We start from the raw sequence: 17,078 nt of genomic DNA, 5'->3' as shown, positions 1-17,078 counted from the left end.
CGCCTTGGGTTCCGAAAACCCGCGGTTTTCTGCGGGTTTCCGGGGTCAGCGGCTGATCGGGCGCCCGATCAGAACTTGCCGTAATAGCCTTCCTTGAGCGCATCGAACAGGTTCGCGGCAGTGTGCATCTCGCCGTCGTATTCGATCTGCTCGTTGCCCTTGACCTCGACCACGCTGCCGTCCTCGAGCTCGAAGCGGTACATCGTGTTCTCGAGGTCGGTCTCCTTGACCAGCACGCCCTGGAACGCGGCGGGGTTGAAGCGGAACGTGGTGCAGCCCTTCAGCCCCTGCTCGTGCGCGTAGCGGTAGATGTCCTTGAAGTCCTCGTACGGGTAGTCGGTCGGGACGTTCGCGGTCTTGGAGATCGAGCTGTCGACCCACTTCTGCGCCGCGGCCTGCACGTCGACGTGCTCCTTCGGCGTGATGTCATCGGCGGCGATGAAGTAGTCGGGCAGCTGCGCGTCGGGGGCCTCGGCGAACGGCATCGCCTTGGCATTGACGAGTTCGCGGTAGGCGAGCAGCTCGAACGACCAGACGTCGACCTTTTCCTTCGACTTCTTGCCTTCGCGGATCACGTTGCGGCTGTAGTGATGCGCGAAGCTCGGCTCGATGCCGTTGGAGGCGTTGTTGGCGAGCGACAGCGAGATCGTGCCGGTCGGCGCGATGGAGCTGTGGTGGGTGAAGCGCGCACCGGTCTCGGCCAGTTCCTCGACGAGTTCGGGCGCGACTTCGGCGACGCGCTGCATGTAGCGGCTGTACTTCGCGTGCAGCACCTTGCCTTCGATCTCCTGCCCGACCTGCCAGCCATCGGCCGCCATCTCGGGGCGCTTGCGCAGCATTTCGGCGGTCACGGCGAAGCGCTCTTCCATGATCGGGGCCGGGCCCTTTTCCTTGGCGAGCGACAGGCCCATTTCCCAGCCGGCGACGGCCATCTCGCGCGCAATGCGCTCGGTGAACTCGCACGACTCCTGGCTGCCATACTTCATGCGCAGCATCGTCACCGTGCTGCCCAGGCCCAGGAAGCCCATGCCGTGGCGGCGCTTGCGCATGATCTCGGCGCGCTGCTGCTCCAGCGGCAGGCCGTTGACCTCGACCACGTTGTCGAGCATGCGCGTGAACACGCGCACGACTTCCTTGTATTCCTCCCAGTCGAACGTGGCCTGTTCGGTGAACGGGTTGCGCACGAACTTGGTGAGGTTGACCGAGCCCAGCAGGCAGGCGCCGTACGGCGGCAGCGGCTGCTCGCCGCAGGGGTTGGTCGCGCGGATCGTCTCGCACCACCAGTTGTTGTTCATCTCGTTGACGCGGTCGATCAGGATGAACCCCGGCTCGGCGTAGTCATACGTCGAGACCATGATCATGTCCCACAGGTGCCGCGCCTTGATGTGGCCGTAGATCTTGCAGGCGACCAGCCCGTCGTCACGGGTGACGTAGTTGCGGTGCGTCGGCCATTCGCGCCAGACGACCTGCTCGGCGTTGTCGAGGTCGAGGTCGCCCTTTTCCTTGATGTTGACCGGGAACACGAGCGGCCAGTCGGCGTCGGTGGCGACCGCGTCCATGAAGCCGTCGGTGATCAGCAGCGAGAGGTTGAACTGGCGCAGCCGGCCGTCTTCGCGCTTGGCGCGGATGAAGTCCTTCACGTCCGGATGGCTGACGTCGAACGTGCCCATCTGCGCGCCACGGCGGCCGCCAGCCGACGAGACGGTGAAGCACATCTTGTCGTAGATATCCATGAACGACATTGGGCCGGACGTGTACGCGCCGGCGCCGGCGACGAACGCGCCGCGCGGACGTAGCGTCGAGAACTCATAGCCGATGCCGCAGCCGGCCTTCAGCGTCAGGCCCGCTTCGTGGACCTTCTCGAGGATGCCGTCCATCGAGTCCTCGATGGTGCCGCTCACCGTGCAGTTGATCGTCGAAGTGGCGGGCTTGTGCTCGAGCGCGCCGGCATTGGACGTGATGCGGCCAGCGGGAATCGCACCGCGGCGCAGCGCCCAGGTGAAGCGCTCCATCCAGTACTGCTGCTTCTCGGCCGTCGGCTCGGCTTCGGCGAGCGCTTTCGCGACGCGCTGGTAGGTCGCGTCGATATCGGCGTCGATCGCCTCCCCGGTCTTCGTTTTGAGCCGGTATTTCTTGTCCCAGATGTCCAGCGAGGCCGGTTGCATCGGAATTTCCCGCAGGGGCTGGGTCTTGACCATCTCGAGACGCACCGTGCTCATGCTTTGCCCTGACTCCTGTCGACCGCAGGGTGAACCCGCGGCCTCGTTCTGAAAGTGAATGCGCCTAGGCCCGTGCCGCCGGCCGGCAGCGGCCGGCCATGGCATGGACCGCGTAGCCGGCAACGGCTGCGCGCGCGATGAAAACAACGGGGCTGGACGTGCGCCGAAGCACTGGAATGAGTGGATTCTGCATGGCGCGCGTCGATCCTCATTGCGGAACACAACCCCCCTTGGTTGGGTTCTGCAACCCTACAGCCACAATATGTAGTGCCTGCGTGAGCGGGCAAAACTACGCGCGGCCCGGGTCGAAGTCAACGCCGAAATTGCGGTCGAACCACCCGTCCGCCCCCCTTGAAAAACGCTGCGCGCCGCGCCCCGCGGGCCTCGTGCGCGGCCTGCGAAAAATTCGCCCGGGACGGCTTCATCGACGGTTTCGGAGCCACGGTCGAGACTGCGCCCACAGCCGCGCGCGCTGGCGTCGACTTGAATCCAGCCGCAAGCGCCGCGACATCGCCTTCACTGACCGTCGACCCGGACCGTTTCCGCATGCCCCGCCCGAATCCGCCCGCCAAGACCCTGCTCGCCCTGTCGCTGGCCGCCGCGTTCGGCGGCTTCTTCGCCACCGCGCTGCGCGAGGCGCCGTCGCCTGCGCAGGCCGCACCGGCCGCCGCCGCACTGCAGCCGACCGTGGCCGCGTTGCCGCCCTCGGTGGCCGGCCAGCCGCTGCCGTCGCTCGCGCCGATGCTGGCGCGCGTCACGCCGGCCGTCGTCAGCGTGCACACCAAGCAGCGCATCCGCGTCAGCCCGTTCGGCAACGACCCGTTCTTCCGTCGTCTGTATCCCGAGCTCACGCAGGAGCGCATCAACGAATCGCTCGGCTCGGGCGTGATCGTCGATGCGGCGCAGGGGCTGGTGCTGACGAACCACCACGTGGTCGAAGGCGCGGAGGAAGTGTCGGTCACGCTCAGCGACGGCCGCACGCTGCAGGCCGCGTTCGTCGGCTCCGACCCGGACACCGACATCGCGGTGATGAAGATCCGGCCGCAGAACCTCACCGCGGTGCCGCTGGCCGATTCGACCGCGCTGCAGGTCGGTGATTTCGTCGTCGCGGTCGGCAATCCGTTCGGCATCGGCCAGACGGTGACCTCTGGCATCGTGTCGGCGGTCGGCCGCAGCGGCCTGCGCGGGCTGGGCTACCAGAACTTCATCCAGACCGATGCGTCGATCAATCCGGGCAACTCGGGTGGCGCGCTGGTGAACCTCAATGGCCAGCTGATTGGCATCAACACGGCGAGCTTCAACCCGCGCGGCTCGGCGGCTGGCAACATCGGCCTGGGTTTTGCGATTCCGTCCAATCTCGCGAACGACGTGATGCGGCAGATCGTCGCCACCGGCGAAGTGCGCCGCGGCACGCTGGGCCTGGAATCGCAGCACGTCGATCCGCAGCTCGCGAAGGCGCTCGGCGTCACCGACCCGCGCGGTGCAGTGGTGACGCGTGTATATGCCGGCAGCGCCGCGCAGGCGGCCGGGCTCGAAGTCGGCGACGTGATCGTCGGTGCGAACGGCCAGCGCATCGACACGCCCGATGCATTGCGCAACTTCGAAGGCCTGCAGGGTATCGGTCGGGCGGTGCGCCTTGATGTCGTGCGCGAAGGCCGTCCGCTGCAACTGACCGCGACGCTGCGCGAACAGCCGCGTTCGACCGCGGGCGCGGAGATCGATCCGCGCCTGGCGGGTGCGACGTTCGCCGAGCTGCCCGAGCGACTGCGCCAGGGCGGCCTGTCGGGCGTGCTGATCGAATCGGTCGCGCGCGGCAGCCGTGCGGCGCGCAACGGGCTGCAGGCCGGTGACGTGGTCATCGAGGCGAGCAGCGGTCGCTTCGCGGATCTCGCCGGTTTCCGCGCCAACTTCACGCAAGCTCCTGCACAGTTGATTCTGCGCATCGTGCGCGGCAACCGGCCATACTTGGTGCCGGTGCAATAACCCGCTCCAGGAGACCACCCATGAGCCCCACCTCGACCGATCCGGTCATGACCAACCTTGGCGAATGCGGCACGCAACTGAAACAGGCTGCGGTCGATGCCAGTGCTGCCGTGCGCAATGCAGCCAGTGCGGCGGGTGAGGAGCTTCGCCTCGGCAAGGCAGCGGTCAAGGCCGATCTCGCCGATGGGGCACTGGCCGGCCTGGCCGCCGGTGAGCGCGCGACGCAGCTGGCAGGCGAGCAGTTCGACGAGCTGATGGACAAGGGCCGCGAATTTGCCGACGCCGCCGCCGAACTCGTTCGCGAGCGTCCGCTTGCATCGTTCGGCGTTGCGTTCGCAGCCGGCTGGCTGATCTCCAAGCTCGGTCGCAGCAGCAAATAATCACCGCCGTGCACGCAACGGGGGAACCTGGGGAGTCCACGCCGGGTGCGCGTGGCCGCGCGCCGGGCCTGCTTGAATCGCTGCGCGAACTGCGCGACGCCGGCCGGTCCGGCGCCGCGTCCGCGCGCGATGCATCCAAGGCGCTGCGGACCCTGGTCTCGGCCGATGTCGCACTTGCACGCAGTGCGATCGGCCGGGCGGTCGCGTTCATCGCGATCGCGATCGTATTCGGCGGCTCGGCCTGGCTGTTGCTGATGACCGCGCTGATCGTCGCGCTGGTCCGCCATCTCGACTGGCCGTGGTCGGTCGCACTGCTGTCGACCGCCACGCTGAGCCTGGCAGTCACCGCGTATGCGGCGTGGCGCACGCTGTACTACTTCGAACACACCCGCCTGCGCGCCACGCGACGCCAGCTGGCGCGCCTGGGCTTCGGCGAGTTGGCCGATTACATGCCCGACCCCGGCTCGCCCGAATCGACCCGCGCGGCGAGCGATCGCCTGGCGGAAAACCCGCCCGCGAAGGACGAACGCGGGATCGACCTGACCCCGCCATGAGTTCGCCGAACACGTCCGACACCGAACAGCAGGCAGCCGCCAGGTCGGCGGACCCGACGCTGTCCGCAAACCGCCGCACGGCGAAGCACACCGCCCATTCGGTGAGGAACTTCGAGCAGCTGATCAAAAAGGTCGAACAGGCCGAAGATGCGCTCGAAGCAAGCGAGCGCGCCGTGGCCGCCGACTGGCGCCAGCTGCATGCAACCTGGCGTGCGGGCTGGACGCCGGTGCGCATTCTGGTGGCGGGTGTCACAGGCGGTTTTCTGTTCGGGCGCCTCCAGCCCGGACGCGTCCTCGCGAACGGCGGCGGTTTCCTGCGCATGCTGTCGACGGTGTCCAGCCTGATCGCGGGCGTGAACGCACAGATGGCCGCAAGCGAAGCCGAACACGCGGCCGAATCGGCCGAGGATGTCGCCAGCGCTGCGGCCGCATCGGCGCGGGCCACGTCGTCCGCTGCCGAAGCGTCGCGCCGATGAGCGCGGCGCCCCCACCTTCCGCGCCGCCGCCCGGTCATCACCCGGTCGATATCGACCACGCACAGCTGGCGCACGCGTCTGCACATGCGCCGCGGCCGCGTTCGTCGGCTGCGGGCGTCGTGATCGCGACGATCGCGGTCGGTGCAGTGCTGTGGGCGGCCCAGGATCTGTTCCTGCCGGTGCTGCTGGCGGGTTTCTTCGCGCTGGTCGGCAACCCGATCATCCGTGGCCTGCAGCGGCTGCTGGTGCCGCGCTTTCTCGGCGCGGTGCTGGTGCTGTGGGCCGGCATCGCGTGCACGTACACGCTTGGCGAGCAGCTGGTGCACCCGGCGGCCGAGTGGGTGCGCGACGTGCCGCGCGAGATGCGCAGGCTCGCGCCGAAGCTGCGCGACCTGGCCAAGCCGATGCAGGACGCGAACAAGGCCGCGCAGAACATCGCGCGCGCGGCAGGCGGCGAAGCCGGCGGACGCACGGTACAGGTCGTGCAGGCCGAAGCGAACGACCCCTACCGCATGCTGCGCGCAACGCCGAAGCTGCTCGCATCGGTGCTCGCGGTGGTGCTGCTGACGTTCTTCTTCATGGTGTACGGGCAGAACCTGCAGCGGAACGTCGTCGCCCTATTACCAACGCGCCAGCAGAAAAAGCTCACCGTCGAGATCCTGCAGTCGATCGAACGCGAGATCTCGCGCTACGTGCTGACGATCAGCGTGATCAACGCGGTGGTCGGCCTGGTGTTCGCCGGCATTTTGCACCTGCTGCTGAAGCTGCCCGCGCAGGACGCCCTGCTGTGGGGCACGATGGCGGCGCTGCTGAATTTCGCGCCGTATGTCGGGCCGCTGATCGGCATCCTGACGATGCTGCTGATGGGCTTCGTGACGTTCGACGAGCTCTGGCAGTCGCTGATGCCGGCCGGCATTTACCTGGTGCTGCACACGCTCGAAGGCCAGATCATCACGCCGATCATCCTCGGCCGCCGCATGCGGCTGTCGCCGCTGGTGCTGATCCTGGCGCTGATGGTGTTCGGCTGGCTGTGGGGCATCATCGGCCTGCTGCTGGCCGTGCCGCTGCTGGTCTGCGTGAAGCTGGTGCTCGCACGCGTGGAAGGCATGGAAGGGTGGGCGCGGCTGCTGGAGTAGGCCGCCTTGCGGGACGCCCGACGGGCATCCGGCGCTCCGGCCGCTGTGCCGGATGCGGATCGGGCCGCCGCCATGCCGCGGCGGCCCGACCGGGTTCATCGCGTCGCGACTACTTCTGCAGGTTCGCCTTCAGGAAGCCGCCGATGCGATCGAGCATCAGCGCGCGGGCGTTCGAGTCGGCGAGCTGGTGCTCGAGTCCTTCGTAGACCACGAGCTCGCTTGCCTTGCCTTCCGACTTCAGCTTCGCATCCATCGCGCGCGCATGGCGAACGCGGACATTGAGGTCCAGGTCGCCATGGAACATCAGCACCGGCGCCTTGAAGCGACCGGCGTTCTGCAAGGGCGAGCCCTCGGTGACGTGCGGACCGCTGCCGATGTATTCGGAGACGTTGTGCGAGTTGGTGTAATCGCGCGCATCGCTCTTGACCATCTCGAGATCGGTTACCGGCGCGATCGCCACGATCGCCTTGAACAGCTCCGGCTCGACGACGGCCGACTGCAGTGCAGCGTAGCCACCGTACGACCAGCCGACGATCGCGAGCCTCGCCGGGTCCGCAATGCCTTCGGACACCAGCCAGCGACCCGCCGCATTGACGTCGCCGATCGACGTGCGCCAGCTCTTGAAACCGTTCTCCTGCAGCCAGTCGTCGCCGTAGCCGGCCGAACCGCGGTAGTTCGGCTGGATCACCGCGTAGCCTTCGTGTGCGAAGTACTGCGCGAGCCAGTCGAAGCCCCATTCGTCACGTGCGGACGGGCCGCCATGCGGCAGCACGACGGCGGGCAGCCCGCGGGCGGTTTCCTTGCCCGGAGGCAGGGTCAGGTACGCCGGCACCGCCGTGCCGTCCGCAGCCGGATAGGTGATCGGCTTGACGTTCGCAAGCTGCACGCCTTCGAGCGTCGGCCGTTCCAGCATGACCTCGTTGAGGGACCGGCTGGCGCGGTCGTAGACGTAGTAACGCCCGGGGTCGGAGTCGCTGCCAGCGCGCACCAGGAGCTTCGCGGTGCCGCTCGATGCGCCGACGAAATTGATGATCGGCAGCTTCGGCAGCGCCTTGCCCCACGACGCGGCAAGGCGCTTGTATTCGGGATCGAAATACACGGTCTCACGCATTTCATCGGCAAACGTCACGCCGATGACCCGTTCGCCGTTTGCGATCCGCACGACACCGTCGACGTCGACCTTCGGATGGGCGTGGACCAGTTCGGCTGCGAGCGATCCGTCGAGTTTGACCCGGTAGAGCGCGAGCCGCCCGTCCAGCTTCTTGAGCGCGTACGCCGAGTTGGTGTCGGCTTCGATCGCGACCGGGAACATGCCCGTTTCGCTTTCATCCCAGGTCGAGAACGGCTGCCACTCCGTCGAGCCCGGCAGCCGGTACGAGAACACGGTGCGGGCATCGAGCTTGCCGGTGGCGCCGCGGACCGGCACGAAGCTCTTCATGCGCACGACGCCGCGGCCATCGGTCATGAAGGAGTCCACGTCCTTGCGCGGGGATTCCACGGGCTTGACCGCCATCGTAAGTGTGTCGATGCGGTCGATACCCAGCCCGTCCTTCCGGCGCTGCACGTTCGTGTTCATCTTGCCGCGTTCTGGAACGTAGTCGCGTGCCATCAATACCGACCCGCCGCTCGCTGGCATCCAGTCGAGGATATCGCCGTCGAACTGGCGCAATCTCGCGTCGAACTGGCTGGTTCGCTGACCTAACGGCTTCTGATTGCTGCCGTCGATGTTGAGCGCGAGCAGACGCGAGAACGGCACCAGCACGCCGCCGGCGTCCGCCTGGCCCGAGATATTGCAGACCAGGCGCTGGTCGGTGACGAACTTGCACCAGCGCAGCCGCTCCGGGTTGCCGTCGACTTCGAGCGCAGCCTGCTGCTTCGAGCCGTCCAGTTCGGCGACGAACGCAACACTGGTGCGGCCCCGGCCCGGCGTCACGTAGACGATGCGCTTGCCGTCGGGTGACAGGTCGATGTCCTCGACCGACGGGCGTACCCCGAACAGCGCGCCCGAGGTCTCGAGCTTGCGGGGCGACGCTTCCTGCGCCAGCGACGGGGCGCAGATGCTGCCGATGGCAGCGGCTAGAACGATCTTCCTGAGCACAACGCGGTCCTTGAATGGTCGAGCCAGTGCGCATTGTGAAGGGCTTGTCGAAACGGTGCAGCAGCCGGCTCGCGGGTTGCCTGAACGGACCGGCTGAAGCCGTTGCGGCGGCCTGCGGGCCGACGCGGGCAACCCGTGGACATCCGATCCGGACCGCGTCGGTAGAATCAGCGCATGACGTTCCCCATCCGTGCGATCACCCTCGACCTCGATGACACGATCTGGCCGGTCGTGCCGTCGATCGTCCGCGCCGAGGCTGCGCTCGATGCCTGGCTGCGTGAGCACGCACCGCGCACGGCTGCGCGCTGGCCGATGGAGGCGCGGCGCGTGCTGCGTGAGCAGGTCGATGCCGAGCATCCGCACCTGTCGCATGACTTCACCCGCCAGCGGCTGATCACGCTCGAACGCATGCTGCGCGAGGCCGGTGATGACGTCGGGCTGGTCGATGCGGCGTTCGAGGCGTACTTCGCCGCGCGCTGCGAGGTCGAGCATTACGCCGACAGCGTCGACGCGCTGGAGCGCATGGCCGCACGTGTACCGCTGGCGGCGTTGAGCAACGGCAATGCCTGCCTGACGCGGATCGGGTTGATGCCGCTGTTCCGCTTCCAGCTCGGCGCGCGCGAGCACGGATGCGCGAAGCCCGACCCGAGCATCTTCCTCGCCGCGTGTGCACGCCTGCAGTGCGAGCCTGCGCAGGTGCTGCATGTCGGTGACGACATCGAAACGGACGTCGTCGGCGCGCATCGCGCCGGGCTGCGCACGTGCTGGATCAACCGCGTCGAGCATGCGGACCCGGTGCGTCGCTGGCCACGTGACGACGTACGACCCGACCTCGAATTCCCCACCCTCGCCGCGCTGGCCGACTGGCTGGATGCGGCCCAACTGCCGGATGCCGCGAACGCATGAACCTGCCGCTGGGCTTCACCGACTCTTCCTCCGATGCACTGCCGCTGCACATCGTCGATCGCGCGGGCTTTGCGCAGTGGCGCGACACCCAGCCGGCCACCACGGGCGCCTGGTTGGATGCGCACGGCTTCGACGGTGCGCCGTCCAGCGCGCTGGTGATTCCGGATGCGGACGGTCGCGCAGCCGCGGCGGTGATCGGAGTGGCCGATGCACTCGACCCGTTCGCGTACGCCCATGCGCCGCTTGCGCTGCCGCCGCGCGCGTGGCGGCTGGCAGGCCGGTTCGATGCCGCGCCGCTGGCGGCCGTGCAGCTGGGCTGGGGACTGGGCAGCTACCGCTTCAGCCGCTACAAGGCGCCGCTGCGCACGCCGGCGCAGCTGGTAATTGAAGACGACGCGTCGGCAGTGTTCGCCGAACTGGCCGCCTGCATCCGCGTGCGCGACCTCGTCAACACGCCGACCGAGCACATGGGCCCGGACCAGCTCGAGCAGGTGGTGTGCGAGCTGTGCGAGCGGCACGGTGCACGCATCGAGGTCGTCAGCGGCGAAGACCTGCTGACGCAGAACTTCCCGTCGATCCATGCCGTGGGTCGCGCCTCGCACCGCGCGCCGCGGCTGATCGCGCTGTACTGGGGTAACCCGGAGCACCCGCACGTTGCGCTGGTCGGCAAGGGCGTGTGCTTCGACACCGGCGGGCTGGACATCAAGCCGGCCGACGGCATGCGCAACATGAAGAAAGACATGGGCGGCGCCGCGCATGCGATCGCGCTGGCCGAGCTGATCATGACGCGGCGCCTGCCGGTGCGGCTCACGCTGCTCGTGCCCGCGGTCGAGAACGCGATCGGGCCCGATGCACTGCGGCCAGGTGAGGTAATCGCCACGCGTGCCGGCATCAGCGTCGAGATCGACAACACCGACGCCGAAGGCCGCGTGATCCTCGCCGATGCGCTGACCTATGCGGGCGAGCTGCAGCCGGAGCTGATCCTCGACTTCGCCACGCTGACCGGCGCGGCGCGCATCGCACTCGGCCCGGACCTGCCGGCGCTGTACAGCAACGACGACGCGCTGGCGCAGGCGTGGCTGGACGCCGGCACGCAGCTGCGCGATCCGCTGTGGCGCATGCCGTTGTGGCGTCCGTACTGGCGCTACCTCGCAAGCGGCATCGCCGACATCGCGAACTCCGGCCCGTCGAAGATGGGCGGCAGCATTACCGCAGCCCTGTACCTGGAGCGCTTCGTGCCGGCGCAGACGCCGTGGGCGCACCTGGACGTCTACAGCTGGAACGATGCCGACCGCCCGGGGCGACCCGCCGGCGGCGAGGCGCAGGCGCTGCGCGCTGCGTTCGCGATGCTCGAGGCGCGCTACGGCGCAGCCTGACCGCCTGCAATGCGTGGTGCCGGTGCGCCGCGCGTGGTCCAGTGGGCGACGGCAGCTGCATGCAATGACGTCCGGCACGATGACGCCGGCCCGCGGCCCCGGTCACACTACGTGCCGGTTTGCGACGGACGAGGACGATGACGGCACCGGCTGACCTGCTGAAGGAACTGAAGATCGACCGCCGCAGGGACGCGACGAAGCCGCGACGCCGCAAGTGGCCCTTCCTCGTCGCGCTCGCGGTCGTGCTGATCGGCGCGTTCGTCGTGTTCGGCATGAACCGTCCGGTGACGGTCGAAACGACGAGCGCGCGTGACGCGGCCGACCCGGCGAATGCCTCGGTGCTCGATGCGTCGGGCTACATCGTGCCGCGCCGCATCGCGACCGTGTCGTCGAAGATCACCGGCAAGGTGCGCGAAGTGCGCATCGAGGAAGGCCAGAAGGTCGCCGAGGGCGAGATCCTCGCGACGCTGGACCCGATCGATGCGAGCGCGCAGCAGGACCTTGCCACCGCGCAGGTCGCCGCCGCGCGCAGCCAGATCGGCCAGGTGCAGGCGCAGCTGCGCGAGGCCGAATCGCAGGAGCGCCGGCTTGGCGAACTCGTCGAGCAGAAGCTCGTCTCACGCGCGCAGTACGAACAGGCGATCGCGCAGCGCGATGGGTTGCGCGCACAGCGCGCCGCGATCGAGCGCAATGCCGCGGTTGCGGGCCGGCAGCTCGACGTCGCGCGCATCGGCGTCGACAACACCGTCGTGCGCGCGCCGTTCGCCGGCGTGATCACCGCCAAGGCCGCGCAGCCGGGCGAGATCGTTTCGCCGATCAGCGCCGGCGGCGGCTTCACGCGCACCGGCATCGGCACGATCGTCGACATGGATTCGCTCGAGGTGCAGGTCGACGTCAACGAGGCCTACATCGGCCGCGTCAAACCCGGCATGCCGGTCGAGGCCGTGCTCAACGCGTATCCGGACTGGCGCATTCCCGGCGAGGTGATCGCGATCATCCCGACCGCCGACCGAAGCAAGGCGACGGTCAAGGTACGCATCGCACTGAAGGAAAAAGACCCGCGCATCGTGCCGGACATGGGCGTGCGCGTGAGCTTTCTCGAAAAGAACGCGGCCGATGCACCGAAGCCGACCGGCAGCTGGATTCCGAGCCGCGCGATCGCGCTGCCCGAAGGCGTGGACGCGGCCGATGCGAAGACCGGCCACGTGTTCGTCGTGGTCGACGGCAAGGCGCAGCGGCGCGAGGTGCAGCTCGCCGAAACGCGCGATGCGGACCGCCGCGTGAGCGCGGGCCTGGAGCCTGGCGTAAAGGTCGTGCTCGATCCTGCGACCGTGCGCGACGGCCAGCGCGTGGCGACCGACGCCGAAGCGAAGCGCTAGCGCGATGCCCACCGACGCGCCACATATCGGGCCCGAGCCGGCACGCGGCGGTACGACGCCGCTGGTCGAGATCCGCGACCTCACGAAGGTCTACGAGCGCGGCAAGCAGCGCATCGAAGTGCTGCACCACATCGACCTCGACATCCCGCACGGCGATTTCGTCGCGCTGATGGGGCCATCAGGCTCCGGCAAGACCACGCTGCTGAACCTGATCGGTGGGCTCGACTCGCCTAGCGGTGGTGAGCTGCGCGTCGATGGCGTCGCGATCGACGACCTCGACGGCGATTCGCTCGCGGCATGGCGCGCGAACACGGTCGGCTTCATTTTCCAGAGCTACAACCTGATGCCGGTGCTGAGCGCGCAGCGCAACGTCGAGCTGCCGCTTCTGCTGACCGACATGGGCGCGGCCGAGCGCACGCGCCGCGCGAAGCTCGCGCTCGATCTGGTGGGCCTGGGCGAGCGCGCCAAGCACAAACCGAATGAACTCTCCGGCGGCCAGCAGCAGCGCGTCGCGATCGCACGTGCACTGGTGTCGGACCCGCTGCTGTTGATCTGCGACGAGCCCACCGGCGATCTCGATCGAAAGACCGCGGACGAAGTGCTCACGCTGCTGCAGCAACTCAACCGCGAGTTCGGCAAGACGATCGTGATGGTCACGCACGACCCGAAGGCGGCCGAGTACGCGCGCCGCACCGTGCACCTGGACAAGGGCACGCTGGTCGACAGCACGCTCATCGACGGCGCGGCACCGCACTGAGGCCGGGCCACGATCGTGCTGCGCAAGTACTTCCCGCTCGTATGGACCGCACTGCTGCGCAAGAAGACGCGCACGGTGTTCACGCTGCTGTCGTTGACCGCCGCGTTCCTGCTGATCGGGCTGCTGCAGGCGGTCAATTCGCTGTTCGCCGGCGGCGCTGATTTTCTCGGCGCGAACCGGCTGATCGTGCAGGCGAAGACGAGCTTCACCCAGCCGCTGCCGATGCGGCTGCTGCCGCAGCTCGAAGCGATCCCGGGCGTCGAGCGCGTGGGTTTTTCGCAGTTCTTCGGCGGCCAGTACCGCGACGAGCGCATGGGCTTTCCGCAGTTCGTGGTCGGCCCGCAGCGGCTGCGCGAAACCTACCCCGAGTGGGTGATGCCCGAAGAGCAGTGGCGCGCATTCATCTCGACCCAGGACGGCGCGATCGTCGGACGCAACCTTGCCGAGCAGTACGGCTGGGAGATCGGCGACATCATCCCGCTCAACAGCTTCATCTGGACCAAGGCCGACGGCAGCCGTGTCTGGGAATGGCGCCTGGTCGGCATCTTCGACGGCAAGGACCAGAAGTGGCAGGACCAGACGCAGTTGATGTACCTCAACTACGGGCAGTTCGACGAAGCGCGCAATCCGCGCGCGAAAGGACTGGCCGGCGTGTTCGTCGTGCGCGTCGCCGATCCGCTCGATTCGCCGCGTGTGGCGGCCGAGATCGACCGCCGCTTCGCGAACTCGGCCGACGAAACCAAGAGCCAGAACGAGCAGGACTTCCAGCTCAACTTCGTGCGTCAGTTCGGCGACATCGGTTTCATCATGAACGCGATCTCGGGCGCAGTGTTCTTCACGATCCTGATCCTCACCGGCTTCACGATGAGCCAGGCCGTGCGCGAGCGCATTCCCGAACTTGCGGTGCTCAAGTGCCTGGGCTTCACCGATCGCACAGTGCTGTGGCTGGTGCTCGCCGAAGCGCTGCTGCTGTGTCTGCTCGGCGCGGGCTTAGGGATGCTGCTGGCCGCGGTGATCACCGCGAACCTGCCGCCGCAGTTTCCGCCGCTGCAGCCGGACAAGCGGGTGTGGTTGTTCGTGCTCGGCGCAGTGGTGGTGCTCGCTAGCGCGGTTGGCCTGCCGCCAGCGCTGCGCGCGAAGCGGCTGAAGATCGTCGACGCGCTGGCGGGGCGCTGAGCACATGAACACCCTGCGCCAGATCCGCGAAATCGTCGCGATGAACCTGCAGAGCATTCCGCAGCGGTGGGGCGCCTCTCTCGTCATCGTCGTCGGCATCGCCGGCGTCGTCGCGGTGCTGGTCGCGATGCTGTCGATGTCGGCCGGGCTAACACGCACGCTCGGCACGACCGGGCGCGCCGACCGCGCGGTCGTGCTGCGCGCGGGCAGCAACGCCGAGCTGTCGAGCTTCATCGACCGCGAGCTCGTCACGCTGATCAAGCAGGACCCGGCGATCGTGCGCGGGCGCAGCGGCCTGCCGCTCGCATCGGGCGAAATCATCGTGATCACCGAAGTCGCGCGCAAAGGCGAAGGCGGCAGCACCAACGTCACGCTGCGTGGTGTGCAGCCGAACGCGTTCGAGCTGCGGCCGGAAATCAGCATTGTCGAGGGCCGGCGCTTCAGGCCCGGGCTGCAGGAACTGGTGGTCGGACGCAGCGCGCAGCAGCAGTTCGCCGGGCTCGACGTCGGCGAGCGGCTGCTGTTCAAGGGCTCGTACTGGACGATCGTCGGCGCATTCGAATCCGACGGCGACGGCCACGAATCCGAGCTGTGGGCCGATACCGAATCGGTGCAGGGCGCGTTCGGCCGCACCGGCTACTCCTCGGTGCTCGTGCAACTGCCGGACGGCGCGGCGTTCGACAGCTTCAAGGCGCGCCTGCTCAACGACCCGCAGCTCACCGTCGACGTCGAGCGCGAGATCGATTTCTTCAGCGAACAATCCGAAACGCTGACCGGGCTGATCCGCATGCTTACGAATGTGATCACGGTGATCATGGCGTTCGGTGCGCTGTTCGGCGCACTCAACACGATGTACTCGGCGGTGTCGGCACGCACGCGCGAGATCGGCACGCTGCGCGCGCTCGGGTTCGGGCGCCTGCCCGTGATCGCGTCGGTGATGGCCGAAGCGCTGGTGCTCGCGGTCAGCGGCGGGCTGGTCGGTGCGGTGCTCGCGTACGTGCTGTTCAACGGCTACAGCGTGTCGACGCTGAGCCCGGGCTCGTTCACCCAGGTCGCGTTCAACTTCGCGGTAACGCCCGACCTCGTGATCCAGGGCCTGCTGTGGGCGCTGCTGATCGGTTTCCTGGGCGGCCTGATGCCGGCGCTGCGCGCAGCGCGTATTCCAGTGACCGAAGCGCTGCGGGCGACCTGATCGGCGCGGCTAGGCCGGCGGCTCGCTTGGCACCGCCGGCACCACGGGCTTGGCCTTGCGCGCCTTCGACAGCGTGATGATCACCACGCCAACCAGGATCACCGCCATCGCGCCGATGTCGTTGAGCGTGAACACCTCGCCGCCGAGAAGCGCACCGAACAGCACTGCGATCGGCGGGTTCACATACGCGTAGCTCGTCGCAAGCGCGGGCCGCACGTGGTGCAGCAGCCAGATGTAGGCGGTGAAGCCGAAGATCGATCCGGCCACGATCAGCCAGCCGAGCGCGAGCGTCGCGTCGAGCGTGGGCGCCACGGTCATTCCCTCGCCGTGCAGCAGCGCGGCGAGCAGCATCCACACGCTGCCGCAGAGCATCTGGCCGCTCGCCGACATGAACGGCTCGGGCAGGTCCTGGTCGCGGCTCCAGATCGAGCCCCAGGCCCAGGCGATCGGCGCGATCGTCAGGCACACCAGGCCCAGCCACGACGACGACAGTTCGCTGCCGGCGTTGAGCCAGATCACGCCGAGGAAGCCGATCACCAGACCGACCCATTCGATGCGCGAGGGGTGGCGGCCGCGCAGCATCGCGAACACGCCGGCGAACAGCGGCATCGAGGCGACCGCGATTGCTGCGATACCGGAGCCGACCTCGGTCTCGGCCAGGTTCACCAGACCGTTCGACAGCAGCACCATGAAGATCGACAGCACCGCGAGCGTGCGCCACTGCTTCGCGCTCGGCGGCCGCGCACCGCGCGCACGCAGCACCGCATACATCAGTGCGCCGGCGATCGACATGCGGATCGCACCGAGCAGGAACGGCGGGTAGCTTTCCAGCGCGAAGCGGATCGCGAGGTAGGTCGAGCCCCACAGCACGTAGAGCGTGACGAGCGCGGCGGCTACCGCGAGCGCGGATACGGGCCTGGGGGCAGGGTCGACAGGGGCGTTCATGCAGGCGTCGCGCGGGCGGAGCGCCATTGTCGGCTACGGCAGGTACGGCCGATACGTCCGGGCATGGCTGTTTGCTCGGGGTGGTCGCTCGTCGCTCGTCGCTCGTCGCTCGTCGCTCGTCGCTCGTCGATAGATGATTCGGGCTCCGGGCTCCCTGAGGTCGGGCTGCGCGCCCTGCACTGCTTGTCGCTGCTTGCTGCTTGCTGCTTGCTGCTTGCTGCTTGCTGCCGTTGATCTTGGCCGGAACCCAAGCGCCGAGTCACCCGTAGACCCGGAGGGCGGCGGGCATGGATGCCCGCCGTTTTCCGACTGAGCCATGGAATGGCGAATCGGAAAATCCCCGGCGACTATCCGATCGCGAGCCTGTGCCCTGCCGGGGAAGGCCATTTCTTTTGGTTACTTTTCTTTGGGCCAGCAAAGAAAAGTGACCCGCCCGCAGGCGGAAGCTGTTGCTCCTCCTCGCATGTCGCTGCGAGCGCGGCCGAACGTCATGTCGAAGCT

General features: G+C 68.0%; 14 protein-coding genes. 11 read left to right on the top strand and 3 right to left on the bottom strand.

Annotated elements, in window-relative coordinates; all coding sequences use genetic code 11:
• Positions 1-68 precede the first annotated feature (68 nt).
• On the bottom strand, positions 69-2,219 hold the full coding sequence (locus ACFFGH_RS02235; protein ID WP_386664432.1) for an adenosylcobalamin-dependent ribonucleoside-diphosphate reductase: 2,151 nt from the start codon (positions 2,217-2,219) through the stop codon (positions 69-71).
• Positions 2,220-2,765: 546 nt separating this feature from the next.
• Between ACFFGH_RS02235 and ACFFGH_RS02230 the strand changes: the two genes are divergently transcribed.
• Genes ACFFGH_RS02230 through ACFFGH_RS02210 form a run of 5 tightly spaced genes read left to right on the top strand, consistent with a single transcriptional unit; the run spans position 2,766 to position 6,748 of the window.
• A complete protein-coding gene (locus tag ACFFGH_RS02230) occupies positions 2,766-4,202 on the top strand; it encodes a Do family serine endopeptidase (protein ID WP_386664430.1) in 1,437 nt (478 codons plus the stop codon).
• A 20-nt stretch (positions 4,203-4,222) separates the two neighbouring features.
• On the top strand, positions 4,223-4,582 hold the full coding sequence (locus tag ACFFGH_RS02225) for a hypothetical protein (RefSeq protein ID WP_386664429.1): 360 nt from the start codon (positions 4,223-4,225) through the stop codon (positions 4,580-4,582).
• An 8-nt stretch (positions 4,583-4,590) separates the two neighbouring features.
• On the top strand, positions 4,591-5,136 hold the full coding sequence (locus tag ACFFGH_RS02220; RefSeq protein WP_386664428.1) for a phage holin family protein: 546 nt from the start codon (positions 4,591-4,593) through the stop codon (positions 5,134-5,136).
• Complete coding sequence (locus tag ACFFGH_RS02215; RefSeq protein WP_386664426.1) at positions 5,133-5,612, top strand: hypothetical protein; 480 nt, start codon at positions 5,133-5,135, stop codon at positions 5,610-5,612. The genes ACFFGH_RS02220 and ACFFGH_RS02215 overlap by 4 nt, the downstream gene beginning before the upstream one ends.
• Positions 5,609-6,748: an AI-2E family transporter gene (locus ACFFGH_RS02210; RefSeq protein WP_386664425.1), complete on the top strand. Its 1,140-nt coding sequence runs from the start codon at positions 5,609-5,611 to the stop codon at positions 6,746-6,748. The genes ACFFGH_RS02215 and ACFFGH_RS02210 overlap by 4 nt, the downstream gene beginning before the upstream one ends.
• A gap of 109 nt (positions 6,749-6,857) precedes the next feature.
• Here ACFFGH_RS02210 and ACFFGH_RS02205 read toward each other — a convergent pair whose 3' ends face one another.
• The gene (locus ACFFGH_RS02205) at positions 6,858-8,846 is read right to left on the bottom strand and encodes an alpha/beta hydrolase family protein (protein ID WP_386664423.1); all 1,989 of its coding nucleotides are present in this window, start codon (positions 8,844-8,846) and stop codon (positions 6,858-6,860) included.
• A gap of 174 nt (positions 8,847-9,020) precedes the next feature.
• Here ACFFGH_RS02205 and ACFFGH_RS02200 point away from each other — a divergent pair, with 174 nt between their 5' ends.
• From ACFFGH_RS02200 to ACFFGH_RS02175, 6 genes are all read left to right on the top strand, one after another.
• A complete protein-coding gene (locus ACFFGH_RS02200; protein WP_386664421.1) occupies positions 9,021-9,752 on the top strand; it encodes an HAD family hydrolase in 732 nt (243 codons plus the stop codon).
• Positions 9,749-11,128, top strand: a complete 1,380-nt coding sequence (locus ACFFGH_RS02195; protein WP_386664420.1) for a leucyl aminopeptidase family protein — start codon at positions 9,749-9,751, stop codon at positions 11,126-11,128. The genes ACFFGH_RS02200 and ACFFGH_RS02195 overlap by 4 nt, the downstream gene beginning before the upstream one ends.
• 137 nt (positions 11,129-11,265) lie before the next feature.
• Positions 11,266-12,507, top strand: a complete 1,242-nt coding sequence (locus ACFFGH_RS02190; RefSeq protein ID WP_386664419.1) for an efflux RND transporter periplasmic adaptor subunit — start codon at positions 11,266-11,268, stop codon at positions 12,505-12,507.
• A 4-nt stretch (positions 12,508-12,511) separates the two neighbouring features.
• Positions 12,512-13,264, top strand: a complete 753-nt coding sequence (locus ACFFGH_RS02185) for an ABC transporter ATP-binding protein (protein ID WP_386664417.1) — start codon at positions 12,512-12,514, stop codon at positions 13,262-13,264.
• 15 nt (positions 13,265-13,279) lie between these two features.
• The gene (locus ACFFGH_RS02180; protein WP_386664416.1) at positions 13,280-14,440 is read left to right on the top strand and encodes an ABC transporter permease; all 1,161 of its coding nucleotides are present in this window, start codon (positions 13,280-13,282) and stop codon (positions 14,438-14,440) included.
• A 4-nt stretch (positions 14,441-14,444) separates the two neighbouring features.
• Positions 14,445-15,632, top strand: a complete 1,188-nt coding sequence (locus tag ACFFGH_RS02175) for an ABC transporter permease (protein WP_386664415.1) — start codon at positions 14,445-14,447, stop codon at positions 15,630-15,632.
• Positions 15,633-15,641: 9 nt separating this feature from the next.
• On the opposite strand, the gene yedA is transcribed toward ACFFGH_RS02175, so the two are convergent.
• Positions 15,642-16,577: a drug/metabolite exporter YedA gene (yedA, locus tag ACFFGH_RS02170; protein WP_386664414.1), complete on the bottom strand. Its 936-nt coding sequence runs from the start codon at positions 16,575-16,577 to the stop codon at positions 15,642-15,644.
• Positions 16,578-17,078 lie beyond the last annotated feature (501 nt).

This window comes from Lysobacter korlensis (genome assembly GCF_042434515.1).
The sequence above is the reverse complement of the archived record's forward strand: the minus strand, read 5'-3'. Positions and strand labels throughout refer to the sequence as shown.